Raw genomic sequence first — 22102 nt, forward strand, 5'->3', positions numbered from 1 at the left:
GTCGTTTTCGGTATTTCAGCAACCTTCATGCGGCGCTGATGGAGAACGCGCCCTGTCGCTGAGTCCCGCAGCGACAACCGCGCATAGACAGGGACAGACCAACTCTGCCCGCTCACCTTGGCTTCGTGCTGTCCCCGAAAGTCATCCGATCGAAGGTCATCCTGGACTTCGAGGCCTTCGAGATGGAGCGATTGCGACTTCCCCTCAATGGGAAAGTGGCTCGCGATTCCGGCAAGGACTCGTTCCTTGAGATGCACGAAGGTTTGCTGCGGGTCGATCTCGGCCATGTTGCCTGTGCACCCAGCCTAGGCGGCGTTGTGGCCAACGCAGAATACGTGCCCAGCCGGCATAAGGGTTTTGGACACGTCCATGCGTGTCCCCAGGAGGGTCATGTCATGAGCACGCTTTTGTGGGCCTTCTTTGCAGGTCTGCTGAACGGGCTACTCGAGTGGGCACTCGGCACGAGCGACGCCGCAAACGCCCAGGGCGAGCGACAACGCAGACGTCGATCGCCTCCCCAGGGTGAGCACAGGCACCACGCGACCGGCGAAGGAGATGATTCATGAATTTGGAGAAGGTGATCTCGATTGCGCTTTATGTCCCAATGCCGAAGGGAATGGGCCTTCCATGCCTCATCGAAGGCCCCCCGGGGGTCGGCAAGAGCTCCAGAGTGGAAAGCGCGGCCAGGGCGCGAGGACTGCCCTTTCGCGTCGTCAACATCCCTACGAAACAGCCCGAAGACTTCGCGGGACTACCCGTCCCCGACGGGAGGGGCGGGGTGAAGTGGGAGTGCGGGGTGAAGGCCGTTCGTGACCTCAATGCCGAGGGAGGTGGGGTACTGCTGTTCGACGAACTCAGCAAAGGTTTGCGAGCGGTGCAGGCTTCTCTTCTGTCCGCGGTGCTCGAACGCCAGATCGGTGACGTGACGATGCACAAGAACATACGCATTTTTCTCGCATCGAATTCCATTGAGGAGGGTGACGGGGGCCATGCGATCCTGACAACGCTCGGCAATCGTCTCGCGCATCTGCGCGTCGAAGTGCCGGACATCGAAGAGTACGTTGCGTACAGGGAGGGGCGCCTCACCGTCGAGCATTTGAACGTCGATGCCGCGGAGCGGCGCGTTCACGATGCATGGCCGCGCGTTTATGCAAAGCACGTGGCTCTTCATTGTGCCTTCTTGCGGCGACGCCCCGAGTTGCTGCACCAGCAGCCACCCGAGGACGATCCCAACCGTGGGAAGGCTTGGCCCAGCCCTCGTTCGTGGGACACGGCGATCCGTGCGGCTGCGACCTGCGAGGCACTTGGAGAGGCGTGCGCCATGTTCGACTTCGTCCGCGCGATCGTCGGGACAGGCCCCGGCGACGAGTACGAGGAGTTCGTTGCCCAATCCGATCTGCCATCTCCCGAGGACGTACTTTTGGGCAAGTGGTCGCCATCCGCCGGAAGGATCGACATCTGCACCGGCGCATACGCGGGAATGGTCACCTACGCCCTGGAGCAGCCGCGCAGTGACGTGCTCGAGCAGGCGTGGGCCCGCCTGCGTGAAGCATGCGACCTCGGCCTGGTCGACGTCGCATGGAAGCAGGCGGCGAGGCTCACGACCAGCTACGGAGCGAAGCACCGCGACAAGGCCGTGGCCAATGCGGCCAAGCAGACGCTCGCGCGCCTCCAGCGGACCGGGATCTTGGAGGTCCGTCTTTGAGCCAAAGGCTCGCGCTCGCGCGCCGATTGGTGCAAGAGCAGGCGCCCTACTGGAGCAGCGCCCTGCATGGTTTCGTGTACGTCGCCGTCAAGGGATGCAAGACCATGTTTGTCACGGCGAAGGGTGTCTTGGGCTACGATCCCGAGTTCGTCGATAGGGAGGACGAGGCCGACGTCGCATGCGGCTTGGCGCACGAAATCGTGCACTTTCTCCTCGGTCACCCAGCCCGCCGCCAGCACCGCGAACCGCGCTTATGGAATAAGGCAGCCGACCTCGCCACCAATGACCTGCTTCTGCGGGCGAAATGGCCTTTGCCGGAGTGGTTCCTCTTCCCGGACAGCTTTGGGCTCCCGGCCGCCTGTAGCGCGGAGGTCTACTACGACCAGCTCACCGCGCGTGGAGCCGACGCTCACGACGCGCCGAAGAAGCCCGGCGACGGCGACCAAGCCCGCAGCAGCTCGGAAGCAACCGCGAAGCAACTTGCTTCGCCCAAGCCTCACCGAGGCCCGCCCGCCATCCCCGGCGGCGGGTGCTGCGGGGGCATCTCGGGAGCGCCCTATCGCCAGGAGATCGAAGAAGAGCTGGATCGTGAACACGCGCGCTCGGCATCCGCTCGCGAGCGACTCCGCCGGCAAGTGGCCGTACAAATTCGCGAGCACGTGAAGACCGCGGGGCACGGCTCGGTCCCCGCGGACCTCGTTGAATGGGCGCACGTCGAGCTCACCCCGCGCCTACCCACCTGGCAGGAGGAGCTCTCGAGCGCGATCGCAGCCTCGGTCGGGCGCATCCGGTCGGGGGCGACCGATTACTCCCTACGACGACCGTCGCGACGATCGCTGTTGCGTGGAGTCCTCCGTCCTGGCCTCGTCGACTGGGCGCCCGAAGTGGCGTTCGTCATCGACACGAGCGGGTCCATGACGCTGCCGCTTTTCCAGAAGGCGATGCAAGAAGCCGCGCGCATTGCCCGAGTCATGGATCTGGACGAGGTATGGCTCGCGCAGGCAGACGCCGTTCTCGCTCGGCCGTTCGCGCGGGTTTCGCCGCGAAGCCTCGTGGGAAACCTGCGCATTTCAGGCCGCGGAGGCACGGACTTTCGCCCCGCGCTCGCGCGCGCGCACCAGCTGGAACCATTCCCGGATCTCGTCGTCTACTTCACGGACGGAGATGGGGCGGCCCCAGTCGAGCCTCCCAAGTTCCAGGTCGTTTGGTGCTTGATCGGCGAGCACACGAGAAGGCCCGCGGCGTGGGGGCGACCCGTATGGGTCGCGGATTCCCCGCACTCGTGACTCCCATCAACCAGCTCCGGCTGGGGAGGAACGTGGCCGCATCCGCGGTCGCGCTTCTTTCTAACCCCGAGATGGCGTGAGGGATTTCACACGCCCCCGAACTAGACCTTCGACCGTGGACCGCGATGCGATTCTCCTTTCCGGATTCGCGCGCCGCCTCGGCGCGTGGGTCCGAACCATCGAGCGCGCCACCGGCGCCTCCAACGTCGACGTGTCGGTCTCGCAGGCCGGCCTGCTCATCGCCGCCACGTGGGCCGCAGGGCCGCGTGTAGACCGGCCATTCGCAAAGACACTCGCCACCACGGAGCTTCTGGGAGCCACATTGAACGGGGCACACTACGTCACCTGCCGTCCATGCGACGTGGCGCGGGGCTTTATCCGTGAGGTGCTCGATGCGCAGGGAGTCCTCGACCCGTAGGAGCGCGCCATGGCGTTCGTGCTGACGAACGAACAATACGAGGGCCTCGTCGCCCTCGCGCGAAAGTCGGCGACAACGCCGGACGCTCTACGCGACATCGATGCGTTCCTTCGGCGTATCGAGGCGTCGAACGACATTCAGCGCCATCAACTCTGGATCCAATGGCAGGAGGCGGACTGGCCCATTCCACCGACGGTCGAGTTCCCGCAAACCTGGCCGCCACAAATGCGCTTCTCCCTCGAACTCGTTTCGCGACCCATCGCACGCATCGACGTCGAAGAAGTCCTGAAGAAGGCGGCTCGAAAGCCGCTTAACGTGCTGGTGACCACCGATCCCGGCGCGGTGGTGGGATGGACACCAATCGAGCTCTACTTCCGCGCCTGACCGGAACAGGGGCTTCCTTTCTGGGGTGCGCGGCGGGTCTTGTCGCCGTCGCTATGCTCCTCGAAGCCCACCTTGCCCTCGAAATCCTCCGCACCAACCCAACCCTGACGCAGGAGAAGGCCGAGACGTACGCCCAAATCGTGACCCAAGAAGCAGACGGCATCGATCCGTGGGTGATCTTTGCAATCGTTCACCTCGAGAGCCGTTGGACGGCTACCGCCGTCAACCACGAAGCTGCCGGAGGGTGCTCCGTCGGCCTCGGCCAGATCTACGGGTCCTGCCATCCGAAGCGGATTGCCACGCTGGTGGATCCCCGGGTCAACATCCAGCGCGTGGTATCGATGCTCCACGGGCTCGAGACAAGTTGCCGCACGCGATGCGATGGACTTGGATGGCTGCGCGGTTACAATCCCGGCGCCCCTTCCTACGTTCGCCGTGTCTCCGGCATCGTCGAACGCTGCCATGACGCCCATCCATCCGCTCTACGCGACGTATGCCCTGGCATGCACCTATCCCACGTGCCGTGGTCAACGTCTGCTCGAGCAAGCTCTCAGTGCGGGACTTCAGCTCGGCGACATCGTGCCGCCTGACCCAGCCGCGTTCGAATACGCCAGGTGCCCAGTATGCCGACGCACTGAAATGAGAGTGGTCGCCGTTCCTTCGCCGGTCACGGCGAGCGACGACGTCATCCCACCTGCCTAGGATTGGACCGACCGAGCGCGTTCGAGCGCCGCCGGCTACCGGCGCACATCCCCGAATGTCTATGTCGCAACCATGTGTGTGGCCATGTTTCTCGGTCGCGCACATCCATCGCAATGTGGCGCCGTCCGATGGCAAGCGATCCTCCCAACCGTGCAGCGCCAATCAGTCCCGACCCAGCAGCCATCGCGTATCAAGCCGCGATGCAGGGTCGCAGCACGTACCGGCGGCCCGTCAGCGGCGGCCCATCCCCGCCGATTCCGCGGCTCGATGCCGAGGCGAAGACGGGCCTCACGATGGCAGATCAAGCGGCGGTTCCCCCGTGGGACGTAGGTCCCGTCGCCGCGGGTCCCCCTACGTCTCCCCGCCAGGAGCTCGAGGAGCGGATCCCAGCCCTGCTACCGCACGACCTCCTTCCCGAAGTGGCGACACGCGATCCGGCGTACCGCGATGGGCCCGGCGCGCGTTACGCCTCGAGCCAACCCATACTCGCGCGAAAGTACGGGGTTCTGCGCAATGGTCAACGCATTGCTCCCCAGGAACTCGCGACAGGGCGTCCGGGCCTAAAACCCGAAACGCTCCGCGATTTGAAAACCATCGAGGAGCTCGAAAAGGCGCGAGACGCGAAACGAGACGAAGCCTCGCCCCCCCCGGCCAACGCCGACGCGGGGCCGGAGACGGAGTCCGCCGAGCGCGAGGCGATGAAGCGTGTCCTCGAGAAGCTCGATCACTTCGACTTTCACCGTTTTCGCCAAGCGATGGCGCAGGACCCTTTGAACAACGAGGAGCAACGAGCGCTCATCGAATCCCGTCTCGATCCCATGGAGATGGACATCGGCGATCTCGTCATGAACGGGTATGTGACCCAAGTCATCAAGGTTGTGCCCGGAAAATTCGAGGCGGAGCTCGAATCGATGGAGGGAAGGACCGATCTTGCCCTCAAGCGCATGGTCCTCGATGAGAGCCGCGCCCTCGATGTCACGAGCGGATACTTTTTGGACAAATTCCAGCTCATGACTCTGGCGGTGGGCCTGCGCGCCATCAACAAGTTGCCGCTTCCCGATCACCGGGATCACAGCCACAAGTTCGACAACACGCTCTTTTGGGGAAAGCTCGATCGGCTGTTGGACCAAAACATTCACGTGCTCGCGAGCCTCACCATCAACTACGGCTGGTTCGACCAGCGCGTTCGAAAACTCTGCGTCGCGGTGAAGTTGGGAAATGGCTAGAGACTCCCGAAGGTTGGGCACGGGCCAGCCTCTTGTTTCAAACTCTGCGCGAGCCGCCGCAAAAGGGGTCGCTTCGGGAGTCTGTGCTGATTCTCTACGTGCTACGGCTCGAGCAGGTCGAGCACGCACGACTTCGCGCTCTCGCACAGGCGATTGTGAACAAGGAAAAGGCCGTGGAGGCCTTCGATGAGTATCACCATCTCGCCTTTCCATGGCTCGCGGCGCAAAAACGCCGCGAACACGAGGATTCCATCGAACACCTGCGCAGCGAGATTGCTCGAGGCAGCCTCACAATCCGTCCCTTATGGGAGGCGTCGATGCATAGCCGTCTCAAGGCGCGCGCGGGCAACACGTCGAGGTCGGATCGATGACGCCCGATAAGGCCTTTTTCTGCCCCGCATGCTCGAGTGCTTGCCTGGAGGTGGGGGCGCTTGCCCAAGCGCCGGCGCGCTGCGAGCTATGCGGATGGGAAGGTGTGCGCGAAGAGCTTCACGTCCACGAGTTCGTTCACGAGTCAGGGTCCAGCGAGGAAATGGCACGGGCCTTCTTCACTGACCTGCGAGCCGTCTTTGGACGCGACGTTGCCGCCAGCATGGCCCGCGTCCTCGAGAAATGGGGATTTCTACCCGAACCTGATGTGCAGTCTCTCGCCCGCTACCTCGTCGCGATGGTCCGTGCGGCGACAAACGCGGTCATCGAAGAGCGTCAACGCCAAGAGAAAGCCCGACATGCTTCCTAACCCGACCGCCCGCGTCGCATTGCCGACCGGCTCCCATCTCTCCCGATGCAAGTAACGCTCGCCACGCTTTCGCAGGATTTCGACCTGGAGTCCGGACGCGTCCGGAACTACATCGTATTGCGCCTGGCAGATGGAGAATTGCTGCGAGCCGACGTCTCGGATGCGAGCGCCGAAGCGATCGTGCGGCGCTTTGCCGAATCAGCCGCCGTGTCTACCAACGATGCGGAACCGGCTCCTCTCATCGAAGAGCGCCCGCGCCAGGACGACTTGAGCGATGCACGCGCGGCCAAGCCGGCAGCGGCGACGCCCATCCGTGTTTCGAGCGACGAGCTGGGCTACCCGATGGTCGTCCGCCCGCCGGCTCGCTCCGAAGGGCCCGACGAGGACGGAGTTCCGCAGCTATGATCCCCCTCATCGCGTGCCCCCACTGCGGCCTCGTCCTCCGCGTCCTCGGCGATGATGCCGAGACCGAAACGCTGGTCGGCCCACGTGCCACCGAATGGCCCGACGGCTTTCGCTGCGCCACCTGCGGAAAGCAGGCAAAAGGCCTGATCGAGCACGAAGCCAGTCCGGGCGCCCTCGAAGCTGCACGCGTCGTCGAGGTGACCCCACAGGAGGCCTTTGCAGCGCTCAACGGTCTCGGACTTCCCGAGGAGCAGTCCTGCACGGCGTCCAAAGTGCGTGCGCTCCTGCAATCGAGTCCAATCCGCCGCGTCGCCGGCCAAGACGTCTCCTGCGCGGCGCGATTTCGCATCGAACACGTCGAACTCGAGAATGGAACGCGCGTCTACTTTGGCGCTGGAGCCGAGGGCGCCGTCATCTACCGCATCGCGCCGCCCATTTCGTACACGGCCCGCGTGCTCGCAGAGCCCGCGCAATCGGCAGAAGAGCCCCTCGACCAGGAGCAGGACCAGCATGTTTAGTCAGGTACGAAACGTTGGAGTTGGGATTCCTGCAGGTCAGCGCAGCGAACCTGGAACGAGCCGCAACACGGTTCATGCGGTCGCCGAGGCCAAGCACTACGCCGTGGTCTACGACGACGACGAAGGCAAGCGCCATTACAATATCGCCGTTCAAGTCGGCGATGACTTGTACCTCCATCCGACCGGAGAGGCGTGGACTGCCGCCCTGCGGCAGCTCAAGCCCGACACGTGGCTTGCGAGGCAGATCACGCAAAAAATCATAGGCCCGCGGGCCGAGAGCGCACAAGTTCCCGACGTCGACGTATTCGGCGGGGAGACGAAGACGTGATTCGCCCTTTGCACGATTGGGTTCTCGTGCGCCTCGACCCGCTCTCGGAAATGTGTGGCTCTCTTTATGCCCCAAGCGCGGCGCGCGTGCGAACCGCGACGGTCCTCCGCGTGGGACCGGGGAAGGTCGTCGGCATCGGCCGAGCACCGGTCGGCCTGGAGCCGGGCGATCGGGTTGCCTTCTACCGCGAGCACCTCGAGCATCTGCCCGGGCAGGCGGTTCGCCGAATCCTAAGTGAGCACGGGGAGGACGAAGTGGGCATGCTCCGCGCGCCGGACGTCCTGTTCGCCTTCGAAGCAAAGGGCCGATTCCAATGAGGGGCGCGTTCAAAAAGCACCATGTCCATGCACGTGTGAACCCGTTCCTCTTTGCGGACGCAAAACGGGTCGCCGCCGAACAGCAGGTAACCTTCACGCGCGTGCTCGAGGACGCCCTCGAATGGGTCGTGAGAGAACACGACCAACGCAAGAAACAGCCGCCCAATAAAGAGGCGACATGACGGAATATATGCCTGTCGAGGAAACAATCGAGATCCCGAAAGGGACCGGCGTCGAAGGCTTCATGCATGCCGTGCGAGCCGCCCTCCGGCGACCACGCCTTCAGGAGGTACGCATCGACGCGCGCGGAAAAATCACCATCACGCACTTCCTTCGGCAAGGAGAGGAGCGGGCGCCGCTCGAGATCGACTTCGAGGCACTCATGCCCTACGCCGTAGTGCGCCAAGGCGAGGTCGTAGAAATTATGCCAAAGAGCACCCACGCCGCGACCGTCGTAGGGGAGATGTTCGCAGCGGCCGCACGCGACCACCTCTGCCCCGTCGCGTGGGTCGCCAGCCCCGCCTCGCATCTGTGGCGATGGTACGAGGGGGCGACGGCGATTGCCTTGGCCGGCGACTTTCACGGACTCCCCGTCCTGCCAGACCGGCTCGTCGAAGACAACGTCCTTCTCTTGTCCGCAGGCTATGGCCGGCAAGCGACATTCGCCGAGATCCAAAAGTCGTACAAAATCGTGATTTCCCAAGGATAGAGGACGTAGGCCTTGTCTGCTCGCGACGATCTCTTCCGGGTGCTTCGCACCGCAACGTTCAACGTGGTGCCAGAAACCGTCGTGGAGGGAGATGGACGTCTCTCGTTCCTCGGCCGCCTCCAAAACACAGCAATGGCATCGTGGGTTCGCGCGATGCGCGTCATCCATACCGCGACGCATGGGTTCAAAGTCGATACGTCAAAGGTCTACTTCCTTGCGGAAGGCCAATTGATCTTCGGCTGGCGCATCATCATCCAAGCCGACGACTTGGCGCGCGCGATCTCGACTCTGACCGCGGCCCTCGAGACCGACACCTCCTCGGCGGATGCTGGGCAACTCGATGAGTACCCACTGCCGGGGGCCTCCGCCGATCGAAACGCCCCGATCGGCGGTCGACGTGGGGCAGGACCGATCGGAACCGTGCCGCTGGGACCGATGGCGCTCCAGGTCAAACGAATGGGAGGGTAACGATGGTGCACCCCGACCGCGCGAATCAACGGGTACGGACGCTGGACGACGCCCCCACACTCTCGGACGACCAGAAAGAAGTCGTTCGCGCACATCACCGCCGCACCGACGAACTTCTCGCGAGCGAACACCGCGCCAAGTACAAGATCGAAATCTTCTTCACGAAGAAGCGGCGGCTTCACGCCCCCTCGCCGGGCCTGCTGTCGATCTGGGAAAGCGCGACGAGCTTTCACGGCGGTGGGGACGTGAAGATCTATTGGTGTCCAGGTCTGGAGAGGCGACAAAGCGACTGCGAGGCCGTGATCCCTGCTCATGCCAATGGGTACGGTTTTTTGCATTGCCCAAGCTGCAAATGCGTCTGGCGCGGCGAAGACGTCCTCGGCGAACTCCTCGGGAATTTCCCAGCACGGATTTGGGCCGAGCATCTCGTTCGCTTTTTCGTGCGGCTCGGGCACAATGCGGATATCTATCTCAAAGCTCCGAAGGATGACTTGCGCGAAGCGACCCGGCTCGAGCAAGCTCGTGAGCTCCGGGGCGAGCGTCTGCAGCGCGTGCGACGCGAACGCGTCCTCACCATCTACCCCCTCAAGCACATTGTCCAGGACACCGCCAATGGCGGCGATCTGTTCCGTCGGTTCTTAGGCTTTCTGCAATCCTGAGCGATTTTCTCCATGCATGAACGACTACACACGGCATGCCTATCGGCGGGTGATCCTGGCGGAGCTTCGGCGCCACCTGGCCGACCGCTTCCTCGCCCAAGGCTCGCCGCCGGCGAAAGCGGAGCTTCTTTGCGAGGAGGTCTTCTACGTCGACCGACTGGTGCCTGAGGAGTCGTTCTTCGAGGTTCTGGAGCTCCTTGAACGGCTGGAGCTCGCCGAGCGCTCCACGATGATGGGCTTCGAGATGCGACAGAAAGACCCGTCCCCAGCTGCCCCCGCCCCCAAGAAACCGCGCCCGCGGAGACGCCCCAAAGCGCCGCCAGCCCCGGATGAAGGCGAGCACACCGAGTAACATCTTGGAACCCAGTACTGGGGTTTCCGACGATCACCTCCGCATCCTCGACGGCATGAACGACCCGCAGGAAATACCGAGCGAAGCGGACGTGGACGCGGAGATCAAACGCTTCGACCAATGGTTTCAAACGCGTCTCGGTAATACCCCGCTGACAGGCTCTGAACGAGCTGTCGTGAAGACGTATATCTGGTTCATGCACCATGGCCCGAAGCCTGCGCCTTGCACGATCGAGCTCGCCGACAACGGCATCCGCCTGGGGGGCTAGGAAAAAAGCCTCCGAGCTCCGGAGACTCCTTTCCAACGTACGGTCAGGCGGTCGCTGTATTGTGGGTGACGGCGGCGACGCGCGGCGACTCCGGCGATTTGCCGAGGCGTCCCTTGCTCACGAGGTGTTCGCCGTCCCAGTGGAGGTCGAAAAACCGCGGGCACGTAGCTTCCATCATGCCCGAGCGCCCGATGACAATGCGGGCCCCTCGCTCGAGCACGAGCAAGTGTTCGAGGGCCTGCCCTTCCTCGAAGTGGGTTTTGCGCTGCATCGCAGTTACCGGGCGCACAACGGCAGGATCACCTTGCCACCACACGTTCCCCGTGCTCGCGGTTTGCAGGAGCACCAATGCACGATCGTCCTTGCGCCTCTTGCGGCGCCCGTCGCGTCGGTCGAGTTCGACGTCGCGCCGGTCGAGTTCGACGTATCCATGGTGTTCCACCAGCGTTGCCTGCTCCAGAATGAACTGCGCATCCGATGGAAACGTCTGTATGAATTCCACCAGCTCTTCGCTGAGCAGGAGCGTGGGAGTCATCTGATTGATGACTGCGCGAATCAGGGGGCGCGGGCCGGGCCAAATCTTGAAACCTTTCTGTACGGTTTCCATAAACTCGAAGCAGTGCATGGGAATCCTTCGGGACGGGGGAAGGAGCCGTCCAATTCTGTTATTCCGCACCCGCCATCGAGTTTTACGCCGTCGAGGGAGGCGCTTGCTCCGAGGGAATACGCAGCTACGAAAAAGCACCCGTCGACGGGCGCCTCTTCGAGATCGATCAATTGAGCGTGGACCTGAACGCTGCGAGCACTCGCGCACTGAGCTCGTTCGCGTCCCTTTCGATGGTCGCGCGAAGGCCTTCCAATTCGAGAACCTTTTCCTTCAACGCCACCATGCGCCGGTTGCGTTCCTCGTCGCCCAACCCAAGGGCTACCTCGGCGTCAAGCTGGACCTTTTCCAGACAGCACTCTTTCTCGAGTGACTGCATCTCTGCGACACGACCCTTAAGGTCGTCCAATGCCTTCACGAATTCGGGCCCCATCTTTTCCTTCGATGCACTCATGGACACGTCTCCCACTTTTTAGAAGAAGGGATTCCCCTTCATGATTCTTATTCCCGATTTGCACCTCCTTTTGCGTGAGGGTCGGAAACGTGGAGACGCGTGCGAATGGGTAGGTACGAAAGAGCGCCCCGGATGGAGCGCCCCTCCGGGGCCTACAGCCCGGGGAGCAAGGTCTTGAGACCTCGGTACGTCAGATAGACCGACGCCGTGGCGACGATGGCCTTGAGAGACAACGACACATTGTCAAAGGCTTCGGACTTGACCGTGCGTACTTGCCGTGAACCTGCGTCGTGCAGTTCCTTGGCGATGTCGCCAAGGGCCGCGGTCAGCTGCTTTGCGGAATCGTCCGCGACGGAGTTCGAGGAAAGGTTGATGCCATTGGTGTGATTCGGCTTCACATTCTCGACAGGCGTGTTCATGAGATTCATCTCCCGATGTTGAAAGCGATGGGCCGCTTCATCTTTATTATTCCGCTCTTGAGTAAGATTTTTCGGCTCACGCGCGCCACCCGGCGCAAAGGCGAGTCCGTACTCGCGCATGGTCTCTTTCCAGTTCGCACTCCCGTTAAGCATGATCGTCCACCTCCCGGAGCACATGGCTACCGCACGCGCGGCATCCCTTGATGCGCCCTGATGCACGGAACGCGCGCGCAAGCTCGATGGCACCTCGAAAGGCGGGGTGACTTTCGAGCTCACGAAGTGCGCTACGCGACAGGACGAACGCTTCTTTTACCTCCACCCACTCCTCACCGGTTCGGGCCATGTCGGCCTTCGCCTTGGCGACGACGCGAAGATGCAGACGATACTCTGCGGCGACGCGGGCAACGCACGCAGCCCCAAGAAGGACCTGCCCAACGACCAATACCTGCAACATGACGACCTCCGAGCCCCTTATGCCGCGCAAGGCTGGCATCTTTCCGAGCCGAGCAGGCAGGTCTCCTTGAGGGTTTATCCGACCACGCGCCCATAGGCTCTGCCCATGCCGATTTCGTCGACCGACATCGCCCAAATGACAGGGGCCTACCAGTCCGTGGCAATGGGCAACGTCGCCTACTCGAACATGATCGGTCAGGCCGGTCTCGGTGCGCCGGCCGCCTACGCCACGCATGGTGACGCCTTGATGGGCGGGCTCGCCAACCGAGGCTCCGCCGTCGGCGGCCCCCTTGCGCTCGGAGGGCTCGGGTTGCTCGGGCTCGATCCGATGTCGCTCGGCCTACGCGCGGGCTTCGGCGCGTTTGCAGGGGGCGCGGGCCTTGGCGGCGCCGCCCTCGCCGCCGGCGCGGTCGCCCTGCCCGCCGCGGCCGCGCTCGCGGCCACGCAATACGCGGGTAGCCAAATGATGTCCGGTATTCAGCAGCAGGCGACGCTCAATTCGACCCTGCGCTCGGCGTTCTCCTTTCCAAACGGGTACGGAGGGCAAGGCTTCACGCGCAGCGACATGACCGCCGTTGGCTCGCAGCTTCGACAGATGAGCGAGCACTTCGGGCCGGCGGGAGAGATTACCTCCTTTCGGGAGCTCACGAGCCTTGCCGGCCAGATGTCGCAAATGGGGCTCGCGCAAGGGGTACGCGACGTCGAGGATTTCTCCCGCCGATTCCGCGAGACCATTTCGTCGCTCAAGCAGATGGCGTCCACCCTCCACACGACGCTGGGGGAAGCCATGGAGTTTGCCGCCTCCTCGAAAGCCTCCGGGATTTTCGGCATGGGCCGCGCGGCGAGCTTCGCTACGCTCGCGCGCAGCGCCACGGTCTCCGGCGGCCTCGGGCTGAGCGAGGTGACGAGCGCCGCCGAAATCGGCTCGCAAATCGCGCGCTCCGTGGGTGGGCTGGGCCGGCAGGGTGCCCTCGGTGGGGTGCGGACTATCGGGCAAATCGGCACGGCGGAGCAGATTGGCGTCCTGAGCGAAGAGGACATCTACAACGTTACGGGCCTCACGGGTGCGGAGGGGCGGCAGGCCTATGCCGCATCATCGCTTCAGCGGACGGCAGGATTTCTCCGAACCGGAAGAGGACGGCGGCTTTTGGCATCCATCGCGGGCAAAGATGGGACACTGCGCGAGGACGCCGTCTCCGAGCTTCTATCCGGCGGCATGAGTATCGGGGAAACCATGCGCCTCGATCGGGAAAACCTGGCGTCCATCGGCCGCGCCAATTTCATCCGCAACGAGGGGAGGCTTCGCGGCGCGGCACTCGAACGACTCGGTGGGTTTCTGCCTGGCCTGCAGCTCATGGAATGGGCACGTTCCAAGGGAATCGATATCCACGATATGGACGATCGATCGATGTTGTTTGCCGGCCGCCAGCTCGGAATGGGCCGTGATGAAGTCGATCAAGCGATCAAGATGGCGCAGAATATGCCGCGCCTTATTGAAGAACAACGACGCTCCGATCAACGCGACCAGTATGTACAATCCCTCGCCCAGCGACGCAAATCGCAGGGACTCGAGGGCGTCGGACAACGATTCGACCAGGCTCGCGAAGTCATCAATTCGAAGTTGCAGAAGATCGGGCAAGACGTCTTCAACTCTGGCTCCGAAGCCATCGACGAGTTCTTCAACAAACTATTCGATGTCTACGTCCAGACGTACAGCGGCGACATCGACGACGCCTACCGAAGCGTGCGCTCGGGCGGCACGCTCGGCCGCGACACGGCGTCGCGCGCCTTCGGGATCGGCGGCCGTGGCATGAACGCATACGCCGCGTCCCTCGGCCAGGGCTTTCGCGGCGCCGGCGCCGCTGCCGCGCCGGACCTCGCGCGCACGCTGTCGCAAGGGACACGCGGGGGCATCTTGGAGAGTCTCGCGAGCGGACAGACGCTTCGTTACATTCTCGGGGGCCAATCGGCCGCGGGGAAACTGGGCGAGGCAGGATTCAACTTTTCCGGAATGGACTCGCGACAAATCGAGGACAAGCTGCGGGACATCGAGACAGCACGACTCGCACTGACGGGATTTGACAAGGGAGAAGCTGCGACCGGCGCCTCCAATGCCGATTGGCTCCGCAGGGCGTACGCGATGGGGGAGGTGAGGGGAGAAGGAGATCTTCGCCTGCAGAGCTTTGGGGATTTGCTCGAGAGATATGCCAAATCGCAGCCCGGCGCCGCTCGCCTCGCCCAAGGGTGGAAAACCGCGAGCACGGCCGAGAAGTCGCGCATGATGGCGAACCTCGAACGCGGCGCCCAGATCGGAGACCAGGCAGCCCTTTCGAATCACTACGGTCTTCCGAGCGGGCTCGGACTTGGTCTCGAACGCGGCGGATTCGCTTCAACCGGCGCGGAGAACGAGGCCTACGCCAAGGCGATGGGCTTTGTACCGCAAGAGCGACATCCGTCCACAGCCACTGCGCGCCCTGTGACGCCTTCGATCAAGTACATGCGCCCTCCCCCGCCCAAGCCCGAGGACAGCAACGAACAGATTCAGGCTGTCGGCGCCTTCTACAAGGGCGCAGCCTTTCGCGATTTGGCCTACGGGGCGTTGAGCAGCGATGCAACCGAGCGGCGAGCCGCCGAGCGCCAGATTGAAGACGAGATATTCAAACGAAAGGACGATGATCCCATCCGAGGCGAGTTGCAGAAAATGCTCAAATACAAAATGTATTCTGACCGTCTCATTCAGTCGGGCGGGAAGCTCTCCGATTCCGAGCAAAGCGCCATTGCGAAGGAAACGGGGCTATCGGTCGACGAGCTTCGCCGCGGGGTCGGTGCCATGTTCGGAGCCGTCAGCCAGATCCAAGAAAGGGATCGCCGGGAGGAGGCGCGACGGGTGAAGGAGTACGCGGTCAGCGAGCGCACGAAGCTCGCCACGCTTGGCGTCTTTGACCCGGGCAAGGGCACGCTGAGCGACAGCGGGGTCCAGTCCTTGAGCAAGATGAGCGCGGGGGCGCGTGAGTATGTGCAGAAGAGCCTCGATCTGACGAATCGCGAATATGCCGGCACCGGCTTCGACGAATCGGCCGCGGCCCTTCTACAGGAGCGGGGGCGCGCGCTCGAGGGGCTTTCCTCGAGCGAACGCCGCAAGGTCGCTCAGATGTTTGCCGGAACCGACATCGGTTCGGAGGCCGGGCGTGCGGTGGCCATGGACGAACGATTTCGCGCGCTGTCACGTCGACGAGGCGCGGCAGGCGCGGCGGCGAACATCCTGGGCGTCGAGCTCTCCCAGGCGGATCGCAAAGGGCTGGACCTGGCCGGCGCGGGCGCCGCACAGCTCATGCTGCGGGCCGGCATAAGCGACGAATCCCTCGTCCACGAGTTGCAATCGGGCGCAAAGACCGGCCATCTCGCCGAATCGCTCCGCCGGATCGTCGAATCATCTTCCTACCAGAAGGCGCAAAAGGAGCGCCGGATGGAGAGCGCCGAAGAGCGCGATCCCATCGCCGCGGCGATCAAGGACTCGTCGGCGAAGTCCCTCGAGGTTCTTACGCAAATCTCGAAAAAGATCGGCACCTCAAACGAAGCCCTGGAGAAGCTCACCAAGGGAGATCCCGAGGATAAGAAGAAGCCCTGAGACGATGTGGGCGCCACGTGCCCCGCTCCGTGCCTTGTCGCCATAGGGCATGGTGGTTTTCGGTCATGCATCTGCCAATGTCGGTGGATACCCCGGAGCCCCCACCGTGAGCGCCAAATCCCTCTTGTTCTCGGGCCTTCTGCCCTACTCCGTTCCGCCGAGCTGTGCGCCACAACGGACGGAAGTCCCCGTCACCGTGCGCAAGCACGGCCGATTGTATCGGTTGGTGTTGCGCGACAAGATCACGGTTGAGGACCCATACCTGGTGCTGGTCAAGGCGGCCATCTTTGCGATTCGTTCCAACGAACCGTACATGGGCCGCCCGCCGACACGGTCCGTGCGGGACTTTTTGATCCGATCGAGCGTGGTGGTCTGATGTTCGTCGAGCTCGTCACGGATACGTTCGAGGAGATCATGGCGCGGTCCATTGCGGATGCGGGGCGACGGCGGCGAGCGGGAACAACGCGGGCCCGCCGCCCCATGCGCGGGCTCGAGCTCAAAGACGACACCTACGCGATCTTGAAGGTCATTGCTGCGGACGGCTCCGAGATACCGCTGGTCGACTCGAGTTCCGAGACGGGACAAAGCACGGAATATTCGAACTTCATCTTACAATCGGTCACCGAATCACGAATGGAGAAGAGCCAGATCGTCGATACATTCGGCGAGGCCTATGTCTTCTTCTTCGGTGAGCACCCACGGTTTCTCGATTGCCAAGCCATTGTCCTGAACTCTGCCGACTTTGGGTGGGAGGCTGAATTCTGGACGAATTACGACCGCTACTTTCGCGGAACGCGCCTCGTCGAGATGGGTGCGAGGACATACCTATTTTTCGACGATACGATTGTCGAGGGGTACATGCTCGGTGCCCAGGCGCGCAAAGTGAGCGACGCCCCTCTCAGCGTGGAGCTCTCCTTTCGCCTTTTCATAACCAACTATTCCAATGTAACGTTTGTCGGCGATCCGAACTTCCCCGTTCGGGCGAGCGTAAATCTCCCCCCCGACGTCTCGCTGAGTTCCGCAGACGCCTTCGATGTGGGGCGAGCGGCGCTGCGTGCCGCGACGGACGCGGCCCTCGAGGAAGCGGCCGCGGGACGTGCCGCGCTGGGGCAGGCGCAGCAGGCACGGGGCTTTGGCGGCGCGGACCTGCTCTCCGATGCCCTGCGCTCCGGACTTGTCCCCGGATCCGACCTAAGCGGCATTGCTTCCAATGCCCTTGAGAGCCTTTTCGGCGGAGCCACGAGTTCCGACTTGGCTCGCCACCTTCCCGTTCGCGGAAAGATCAGTGACAACCTCGATGAATACACTGCGTTGCCGCCACGCCCAAAGGACGACGCCGAAACGGAGGAAGCGAAGCAGGGCCAGGCTGAGGCGAGAGGAGATCTTCCGACAACGCTCACCGAACTCGCAGCACCTTATGGCGCTGATCTCAACAGCCCGGGCGCCTACGACCAGCTTGGCCTTGCTCCGATCTTCGCCCCCGGCGCGGGATTCGCCGGCGCTACGTTCGGAGCGAGCATCTTCGCGGGAATCGATGTCTTCGCGAACGTGGGCGCCGCGGTCGCCGGCGCCGCGCGGGGATTGCTTGGCGCGCAAGAGGTCCCCTCAGGCGTCGGGGTGCCTGCCGGTTTTATCGCGGGGTTTGGCGCAGGCGCGGGATACGCAGGCGCCGTTGGCGAAGCAGGTATTGGCGGGGCGGCCGGCCTGCGCGCGGGAGCACCGAACTTTCTCGGCACACCGGCAAGCTTTGGCGCTGGAGCGCCGTCCTCCCCGTTCGCGCCGCCTCTCGGCTCGCCCGGATACGGAGCGCCAGGTTATGCCCCACCTCTGTATGCCGCCTCTGCATTCCCCACGGGCCCACTCGCCTCGCCGCGAGGACCTGTCTACGTCAACGGCGTGCAGGTGGGCGGGGGCCTGGCCGGCGGCGTCGGAATCGGCGGTGGGGTGGCCGGCGGCATTGCATCCAGTCGTTTCGGCGTCCTTACGGGAGGCACATCGTTCGACGGCCATCTGGGCGGCGGCGCGGGTGCTGGATACGGGGCGAGCATCGCGGTCTCCGGTACGCCGACGTGCTTCGCCATGGCATCCGTCCCCGGCAGCCTCACGCCAGCCCCGCTGACGGGGAACCTCTGATATGCCAGGCGCCGCACGCAGGCTCCGTCTTCGTCTCTTTTTGGAAGGCGTGGAGGTGCCGGTGATCGCGGCTACCGTCGAAACCACGCCGAACGCTCCGGCGGCAGCTTCCATTCAAATCCCTCCCCTCGCCGAGGCCACGCGTCTCCTTCCCCGGACGCTCGTGCATCTCTTCTTTCTCGACGGCTACCAAGGACCTCCCCGACCCCTCCCATCAAAGGAGGCGGCATCGGCGGCGTCGCATGAGGCTCTGCCAGACTTGCCCGCGTCCGATGGCGAACAGCACAATGCCGACTTGACCAACTATCGACTTCTCTTCGGTGGAGAGGTGGTTGGCTTTCAGTGGACGAAAAATACCGCCAGTCGCTCGGTGGTACTGCAGTGCTTGGACTGGTCGAACTATTGGGACTACGCATACCAATGGCAGAACACGGACCTGTTCGGCCCTGGTGTTCGAGCGCTCTTTTCAGGTGGCGCAACGAATCTCTTTACAGACTTCTTGTCGGATGAAGGGAGCATCATCACGCGGATCATCCAAACTCCCAGCGCACAATATCCCAAGTTGAAAGGGCTCCTCGGCGGCCTCGTTCATTTGTTGGAGGCTATTGGAGGTTCGTACTACACCGAGAAGAAATTTGCCGGTCAGAACATCTTCTTTTCGCTGGCCGAACTGCGTTTGCATATCACGCAAATGGTCACCGCGTATGAAGACGATCCGACTTGCTCGCGGTTGCTCAACGCGAGCGGCTACGATGCGCTCTTTGGGCGCACCTTGGGAGGGCTTGGACAGCAAGTCAGCATTCGGCAGGCCATCAACGCTCTCATGGCCGTTATCTTCCACGAGACTTACGCCATTCCGTCCCCGCGGTTCGTCCCCGGTACCGCGGGAACGGTATCTGGGCAGGTTCGTCGTTCGCTTGCGCAAGATCCGAAGAATGGGTTCATCGCCAAGTCTGCACAGGCACTCGTCGGTGGCCTTAGGAGCCTCCTCGCGACGCTGAAGCCCGCCGCCGCCGGCGCGGATGCGGCTGCCGACCGAGCCGCCATGGTGGCGAGCATCCAGGCCGCGCGAAACGAATGCGCCCGAACGCTCTCGCAAATCCGCGACCCTGCGGTGCAGAAGACGCGTCCCTTTTTCGCATCCGCACTGCGTTCGCTTGATCAGGCGCGGGCCAAGGCCGGCACGGCCAGCGTAAGCCGACCCTCGCAGGCCACGTCAGGGCTCACGGATGCCCTCACCGAAGCCATCACTCAGCTTCAGCGTGTCTCGGAGTATCAGATCACGAGCAACCGGAAAGACGCCATTCCGGCCCGGCTCAATGCTCAAATCTTTCGACCTGACGTGTGGTTTTCAGCTCCACCATGTTGCAACGTCCTATTTCCAGATCAATACACCTCACTGAGGTACGCGCGGTCATTCCTGCAAGAGCCCACCCGATTTCTCCTCAAAACCAACGATGAATTCTTCGGCGAAGATGAGCTCTTCGACCAATTCTATTTTGCGCCAAAAGGCCCCTCTCTCAAGAAAGACCAGGCCACGCTGCGCAGCGTTCTTTCCAATGATTTGCTCGACCACGAACTGTTCTCCGGAATTCTTCCCGTGTTCGAAAAAATGGGCGAACTCAATATTTTCGCGGCACGATCCGGTACCGTCGATGGGAAGGCGCCCAAGGTTGGCCTGGCGCAGAGATCTGCGAACTTTCTGTATTTCAAGTATCGATTTGCAGCACGTCGACTCGAGGTGAGCGCGCGCTTCAATCCGTACGTTGCACCTGGTTTTCCGGGCTTGATCATTGACAAGTACATCGACTCTGCGTCGGCCAAGCGACGGGCGGAGTTGAGCGCGCAGTTCGGCAGCGCGAGCCCTCAATCCGCGACGGTCGCCGGCACTCACTTTCTGGCGAATTTCACCGAAGTCAGTCATGCGGTCGATCAGCAGGGGGGGCGGACCGAGATCGTGGGCAGCTACGCGCGCCAGGCCGAGGAGAGCGTCGAATTTCTCGGCATCTCGAAGAGTCAGACGGTCCAGACGAAGGCTGCGCAGACGGCGACGCGCTCCAGCGACGTGGCGGCGTTGAGCGCACCGCGGCCCATGTCCAAAGGGCCCCTCGGGGGCAGCATCATGCGAGCCACGGACGTCACCGATGTGTATCGCGCCACAGACGTTGCCAGTGGACTTGCCCTGCCTCTGTTGGCGGACAAGAAGCGCCCGGGCGCGCCGGGAGGTCGCATTCGCGTACCGGTTGGAATTGCCGCGACTGCGAGCGCGTTTGGGCGCGATGTGGTCGCCCTTGTCGGGGATGCGAACGCACTCGTGAGTTTCCGCGCTTACCGCGTGGAGGAAGAGATCGCGATCGGCCAGACCAAAGTAGTCGACCTGCCCGCCGAGGAGTACATCCGGCCGGGGTGGTATGGGGACATTTGGCATCCAGCCCAAATCACAAAGGCGTACGCGCACTTCTTCCAGACCGGAGCCATCACCGATGCCATCGACGTCGCCACGACGGTAGGCGGTCCCAATTCCGATTCGGCGCCAGCACTCTCCCTTGGCTCGGGCGCAAGCATTGAGACCGCCGTCGCATGGCTCGTGGACCTCTACTCGTACATTCGCGCCGAGGGACTCGACGTCGACGAATTCATTCGTTCCTACACATGGAGGCCCATTGCTACGCTCGCCGATCTCTTCGGCACGGCGGATCTTCAATTCTCCCCGGACGGCCACCAAGTCGTCCGCGGCGTCGAAGGATTTCATTCGCGCGCATTTGGGCCGTTCAGCGACTTGTTCGGGCTCGTGACCCCCGACATTGACACGGTCCTCGGCGTCAAGCGGGGCTCGACCGTGGCGCAACGAGGTGACACTCGAAAGCGAAAGCGAGACGCCGTGATGGACTACGTAACCGCGCTTCAGTTTTCGCGCGCCATTCTTGGCTAAGGCCGATCACACCTTACATCGGCCGGCGCCGAGGAAAGTCGCGGGGCCAACTACGACTTGTCTTTTCGGAAGTCGTGTGCGATCGCGCGGACCGTCTCCGCGAACTTGGCGAACGCTTCGTCGATAGGTCGTAGGTATTCGGCCCGCTCTACAGATCCCGCCTCGGCGATCGCCTGGTTGGCCCACTGCAAAACGGCCACAAGCTCCGGCATTGTCGTTTTGATCTTTTCGGGAGCGGTCACCCGCTCTGCCCAGTCCAGAACCGCAAGCTGCGTCGCGAGCTCTTCGCTTCGCTCTTGGACGTAGCCGAGATCTCGATAGACGAGGTCATCGAACGACGGCGATGGAAGCGTAGACAACGCATCAAGCATTCCGGGGAGCAGGTCTCCGGCATGCCCGCAAAAGAAGCCCACCCACCAGAGGTCGTCGGGTTGGGTGGCATCCGCTGATGTGGTTCCGATCAATTCGGTCGGCGCTTTGGCGTACGTGATGCCGAGATGCACCATCACGCCAAGCGCCTCGATATCACCGTGGGAGCGCCCATAGCATCGGTGCCCGCGGGGAACGCCCACGTAGCCGCACCACACGCCATAGCCTCCTCGGATAGCGAGTGCCGGCAGACCAGCGCGCGTTGTCCATTCCGCATGATCGGGCTCGTTCGACCACGGGCCCTGGGTGCGGATATTTTTGCCGCTCATCAGAATCGGGCGCGCCTCGCCCCCGCCACCGAGATGCCGGAGCTGCGCCTCATACTTGCCACCGAAGGCCTCCATCCGAGCGCGAGCTGCTTTCTTCTTTGCGTTCTTCTTCGTCATGACCCGCTCCATTCCGCTCCGTCGAGCGAGTCCCCGCATCCCACTCGCCGGCAAGAACAGAACGAGCCGACCATCCTGAGACCGCAGCCCCTTTCCCCCTTGGAGAACCTCACGGGGAGAGGTTCGATGGGGTCCGGCGTAGGAGACGCCGACGGCCAACGCCGCACCCCCACGTATACC

At 63.1% G+C, this 22102-nt stretch carries 26 protein-coding genes; 20 read left to right on the forward strand and 6 right to left on the reverse strand.

Features of this window, described 5'->3' with window-relative positions:
• The first annotated feature begins 562 nt into the window (after nucleotides 1–562).
• From LVJ94_35235 to LVJ94_35250, 4 genes are all read left to right on the forward strand, one after another.
• On the forward strand, nucleotides 563–1705 hold the full coding sequence (locus LVJ94_35235; GenBank protein WXB02157.1) for an AAA family ATPase: 1143 nt from the start codon (nucleotides 563–565) through the stop codon (nucleotides 1703–1705).
• Complete coding sequence (locus LVJ94_35240) at nucleotides 1702–2991, forward strand: VWA-like domain-containing protein (GenBank protein WXB02158.1); 1290 nt, start codon at nucleotides 1702–1704, stop codon at nucleotides 2989–2991. The genes LVJ94_35235 and LVJ94_35240 overlap by 4 nt, the downstream gene beginning before the upstream one ends.
• A 115-nt stretch (nucleotides 2992–3106) precedes the next feature.
• Entirely contained in the window at nucleotides 3107–3409 is a 303-nt protein-coding gene (locus LVJ94_35245) for a hypothetical protein (protein ID WXB02159.1), read from the forward strand.
• Nucleotides 3410–3418: 9 nt separating this feature from the next.
• Nucleotides 3419–3793: a hypothetical protein gene (locus tag LVJ94_35250; protein WXB02160.1), complete on the forward strand. Its 375-nt coding sequence runs from the start codon at nucleotides 3419–3421 to the stop codon at nucleotides 3791–3793.
• On the opposite strand, the gene LVJ94_35255 is transcribed toward LVJ94_35250, so the two are convergent.
• Nucleotides 3778–4077, reverse strand: a complete 300-nt coding sequence (locus LVJ94_35255) for a hypothetical protein (GenBank protein WXB02161.1) — start codon at nucleotides 4075–4077, stop codon at nucleotides 3778–3780. The two genes, LVJ94_35250 and LVJ94_35255, sit on opposite strands and share 16 nt — an antisense overlap.
• Before the next feature lie 618 nt (nucleotides 4078–4695).
• On the opposite strand from LVJ94_35255, the gene LVJ94_35260 reads away from it, so the two are divergent.
• The 12 genes from LVJ94_35260 to LVJ94_35315 all read left to right on the forward strand — a co-directional run bounded on the left by LVJ94_35260 (nucleotide 4696) and on the right by LVJ94_35315 (nucleotide 10484).
• On the forward strand, nucleotides 4696–5721 hold the full coding sequence (locus tag LVJ94_35260; protein WXB02162.1) for a hypothetical protein: 1026 nt from the start codon (nucleotides 4696–4698) through the stop codon (nucleotides 5719–5721).
• Nucleotides 5722–6088: 367 nt separating this feature from the next.
• Nucleotides 6089–6460 carry a hypothetical protein gene (locus LVJ94_35265; protein ID WXB02163.1) on the forward strand — a complete coding sequence of 124 codons (372 nt, stop codon included), beginning with the start codon at nucleotides 6089–6091 and terminating at the stop codon, nucleotides 6458–6460.
• 45 nt (nucleotides 6461–6505) lie between these two features.
• Nucleotides 6506–6865 (forward strand): hypothetical protein, encoded by a 360-nt coding sequence (locus LVJ94_35270; protein WXB02164.1) that lies wholly within the window; start codon nucleotides 6506–6508, stop codon nucleotides 6863–6865.
• Nucleotides 6862–7383 (forward strand): hypothetical protein, encoded by a 522-nt coding sequence (locus LVJ94_35275; protein ID WXB02165.1) that lies wholly within the window; start codon nucleotides 6862–6864, stop codon nucleotides 7381–7383. The genes LVJ94_35270 and LVJ94_35275 overlap by 4 nt, the downstream gene beginning before the upstream one ends.
• Nucleotides 7376–7711 carry a hypothetical protein gene (locus LVJ94_35280; GenBank protein WXB02166.1) on the forward strand — a complete coding sequence of 112 codons (336 nt, stop codon included), beginning with the start codon at nucleotides 7376–7378 and terminating at the stop codon, nucleotides 7709–7711. The genes LVJ94_35275 and LVJ94_35280 overlap by 8 nt, the downstream gene beginning before the upstream one ends.
• A complete protein-coding gene (locus LVJ94_35285; protein ID WXB02167.1) occupies nucleotides 7708–8028 on the forward strand; it encodes a hypothetical protein in 321 nt (106 codons plus the stop codon). The genes LVJ94_35280 and LVJ94_35285 overlap by 4 nt, the downstream gene beginning before the upstream one ends.
• On the forward strand, nucleotides 8025–8210 hold the full coding sequence (locus tag LVJ94_35290) for a hypothetical protein (protein WXB02168.1): 186 nt from the start codon (nucleotides 8025–8027) through the stop codon (nucleotides 8208–8210). The genes LVJ94_35285 and LVJ94_35290 overlap by 4 nt, the downstream gene beginning before the upstream one ends.
• Entirely contained in the window at nucleotides 8207–8737 is a 531-nt protein-coding gene (locus LVJ94_35295) for a hypothetical protein (GenBank protein ID WXB02169.1), read from the forward strand. Before LVJ94_35290 ends, LVJ94_35295 begins: the two co-directional genes overlap by 4 nt.
• 12 nt (nucleotides 8738–8749) lie before the next feature.
• Nucleotides 8750–9205, forward strand: coding sequence for a hypothetical protein (locus tag LVJ94_35300; protein WXB02170.1), 456 nt, complete (start codon nucleotides 8750–8752; stop codon nucleotides 9203–9205).
• 2 nt (nucleotides 9206–9207) lie between these two features.
• Nucleotides 9208–9864, forward strand: coding sequence for a hypothetical protein (locus LVJ94_35305; GenBank protein WXB02171.1), 657 nt, complete (start codon nucleotides 9208–9210; stop codon nucleotides 9862–9864).
• A gap of 16 nt (nucleotides 9865–9880) precedes the next feature.
• Nucleotides 9881–10216: a hypothetical protein gene (locus LVJ94_35310; GenBank protein ID WXB02172.1), complete on the forward strand. Its 336-nt coding sequence runs from the start codon at nucleotides 9881–9883 to the stop codon at nucleotides 10214–10216.
• Between the two features lie 55 nt (nucleotides 10217–10271).
• Complete coding sequence (locus LVJ94_35315) at nucleotides 10272–10484, forward strand: hypothetical protein (protein WXB02173.1); 213 nt, start codon at nucleotides 10272–10274, stop codon at nucleotides 10482–10484.
• 43 nt (nucleotides 10485–10527) lie between these two features.
• Here LVJ94_35315 and LVJ94_35320 read toward each other — a convergent pair whose 3' ends face one another.
• The 4 genes from LVJ94_35320 to LVJ94_35335 form a co-directional block, all read right to left on the reverse strand.
• Nucleotides 10528–11019: a hypothetical protein gene (locus tag LVJ94_35320; protein WXB02174.1), complete on the reverse strand. Its 492-nt coding sequence runs from the start codon at nucleotides 11017–11019 to the stop codon at nucleotides 10528–10530.
• 238 nt (nucleotides 11020–11257) lie between these two features.
• Nucleotides 11258–11506 (reverse strand): hypothetical protein, encoded by a 249-nt coding sequence (locus LVJ94_35325; protein ID WXB02175.1) that lies wholly within the window; start codon nucleotides 11504–11506, stop codon nucleotides 11258–11260.
• Between the two features lie 188 nt (nucleotides 11507–11694).
• Nucleotides 11695–12081: a hypothetical protein gene (locus LVJ94_35330; GenBank protein WXB02176.1), complete on the reverse strand. Its 387-nt coding sequence runs from the start codon at nucleotides 12079–12081 to the stop codon at nucleotides 11695–11697.
• A 25-nt stretch (nucleotides 12082–12106) separates the two neighbouring features.
• Nucleotides 12107–12415, reverse strand: coding sequence for a hypothetical protein (locus LVJ94_35335; protein WXB02177.1), 309 nt, complete (start codon nucleotides 12413–12415; stop codon nucleotides 12107–12109).
• 105 nt (nucleotides 12416–12520) lie between these two features.
• On the opposite strand from LVJ94_35335, the gene LVJ94_35340 reads away from it, so the two are divergent.
• The 4 genes from LVJ94_35340 to LVJ94_35355 all read left to right on the forward strand — a co-directional run bounded on the left by LVJ94_35340 (nucleotide 12521) and on the right by LVJ94_35355 (nucleotide 21107).
• Entirely contained in the window at nucleotides 12521–16042 is a 3522-nt protein-coding gene (locus tag LVJ94_35340; protein ID WXB02178.1) for a hypothetical protein, read from the forward strand.
• 106 nt (nucleotides 16043–16148) lie between these two features.
• Nucleotides 16149–16418 carry a hypothetical protein gene (locus tag LVJ94_35345; protein ID WXB02179.1) on the forward strand — a complete coding sequence of 90 codons (270 nt, stop codon included), beginning with the start codon at nucleotides 16149–16151 and terminating at the stop codon, nucleotides 16416–16418.
• Nucleotides 16418–18175 carry a hypothetical protein gene (locus tag LVJ94_35350; GenBank protein ID WXB02180.1) on the forward strand — a complete coding sequence of 586 codons (1758 nt, stop codon included), beginning with the start codon at nucleotides 16418–16420 and terminating at the stop codon, nucleotides 18173–18175. Before LVJ94_35345 ends, LVJ94_35350 begins: the two co-directional genes overlap by 1 nt.
• A gap of 259 nt (nucleotides 18176–18434) precedes the next feature.
• Nucleotides 18435–21107, forward strand: a complete 2673-nt coding sequence (locus tag LVJ94_35355) for a hypothetical protein (GenBank protein WXB02181.1) — start codon at nucleotides 18435–18437, stop codon at nucleotides 21105–21107.
• A 50-nt stretch (nucleotides 21108–21157) separates the two neighbouring features.
• Here LVJ94_35355 and LVJ94_35360 read toward each other — a convergent pair whose 3' ends face one another.
• Complete coding sequence (locus tag LVJ94_35360; protein WXB02182.1) at nucleotides 21158–21922, reverse strand: hypothetical protein; 765 nt, start codon at nucleotides 21920–21922, stop codon at nucleotides 21158–21160.
• Nucleotides 21923–22102: the final 180 nt, after the last annotated feature.

It is taken from the genome of Sorangiineae bacterium MSr11367, assembly GCA_037157805.1.
Classification (GTDB): domain Bacteria; phylum Myxococcota_A; class Polyangia; order Polyangiales; family Polyangiaceae; genus Pendulispora; species Pendulispora rubella.

What these genes read in the sequence shown, in the direction of transcription:
- LVJ94_35305 (WXB02171.1), top strand. Translation starts at nt 9,208, where the DNA reads ATGGTGCACCCCGACCGCGCGAATCAACGGGTACGGACGCTGGACGAC.
- LVJ94_35260 (WXB02162.1), top strand. Translation starts at nt 4,696, where the DNA reads ATGCAGGGTCGCAGCACGTACCGGCGGCCCGTCAGCGGCGGCCCATCC.
- LVJ94_35320 (WXB02174.1), bottom strand. Translation starts at nt 11,019, where the DNA reads ATGACTCCCACGCTCCTGCTCAGCGAAGAGCTGGTGGAATTCATACAG.
- LVJ94_35360 (WXB02182.1), bottom strand. Translation starts at nt 21,922, where the DNA reads ATGACGAAGAAGAACGCAAAGAAGAAAGCAGCTCGCGCTCGGATGGAG.
- LVJ94_35310 (WXB02172.1), top strand. Translation starts at nt 9,881, where the DNA reads ATGAACGACTACACACGGCATGCCTATCGGCGGGTGATCCTGGCGGAG.
- LVJ94_35280 (WXB02166.1), top strand. Translation starts at nt 7,376, where the DNA reads ATGTTTAGTCAGGTACGAAACGTTGGAGTTGGGATTCCTGCAGGTCAG.
- LVJ94_35350 (WXB02180.1), top strand. Translation starts at nt 16,418, where the DNA reads ATGTTCGTCGAGCTCGTCACGGATACGTTCGAGGAGATCATGGCGCGG.
- LVJ94_35295 (WXB02169.1), top strand. Translation starts at nt 8,207, where the DNA reads ATGACGGAATATATGCCTGTCGAGGAAACAATCGAGATCCCGAAAGGG.
- LVJ94_35275 (WXB02165.1), top strand. Translation starts at nt 6,862, where the DNA reads ATGATCCCCCTCATCGCGTGCCCCCACTGCGGCCTCGTCCTCCGCGTC.
- LVJ94_35270 (WXB02164.1), top strand. Translation starts at nt 6,506, where the DNA reads ATGCAAGTAACGCTCGCCACGCTTTCGCAGGATTTCGACCTGGAGTCC.
- LVJ94_35250 (WXB02160.1), top strand. Translation starts at nt 3,419, where the DNA reads ATGGCGTTCGTGCTGACGAACGAACAATACGAGGGCCTCGTCGCCCTC.
- LVJ94_35235 (WXB02157.1), top strand. Translation starts at nt 563, where the DNA reads ATGAATTTGGAGAAGGTGATCTCGATTGCGCTTTATGTCCCAATGCCG.
- LVJ94_35340 (WXB02178.1), top strand. Translation starts at nt 12,521, where the DNA reads ATGCCGATTTCGTCGACCGACATCGCCCAAATGACAGGGGCCTACCAG.
- LVJ94_35315 (WXB02173.1), top strand. Translation starts at nt 10,272, where the DNA reads ATGAACGACCCGCAGGAAATACCGAGCGAAGCGGACGTGGACGCGGAG.
- LVJ94_35330 (WXB02176.1), bottom strand. Translation starts at nt 12,081, where the DNA reads ATGCGCGAGTACGGACTCGCCTTTGCGCCGGGTGGCGCGCGTGAGCCG.
- LVJ94_35290 (WXB02168.1), top strand. Translation starts at nt 8,025, where the DNA reads ATGAGGGGCGCGTTCAAAAAGCACCATGTCCATGCACGTGTGAACCCG.
- LVJ94_35265 (WXB02163.1), top strand. Translation starts at nt 6,089, where the DNA reads ATGACGCCCGATAAGGCCTTTTTCTGCCCCGCATGCTCGAGTGCTTGC.
- LVJ94_35335 (WXB02177.1), bottom strand. Translation starts at nt 12,415, where the DNA reads ATGTTGCAGGTATTGGTCGTTGGGCAGGTCCTTCTTGGGGCTGCGTGC.
- LVJ94_35255 (WXB02161.1), bottom strand. Translation starts at nt 4,077, where the DNA reads ATGGCAGGACCCGTAGATCTGGCCGAGGCCGACGGAGCACCCTCCGGC.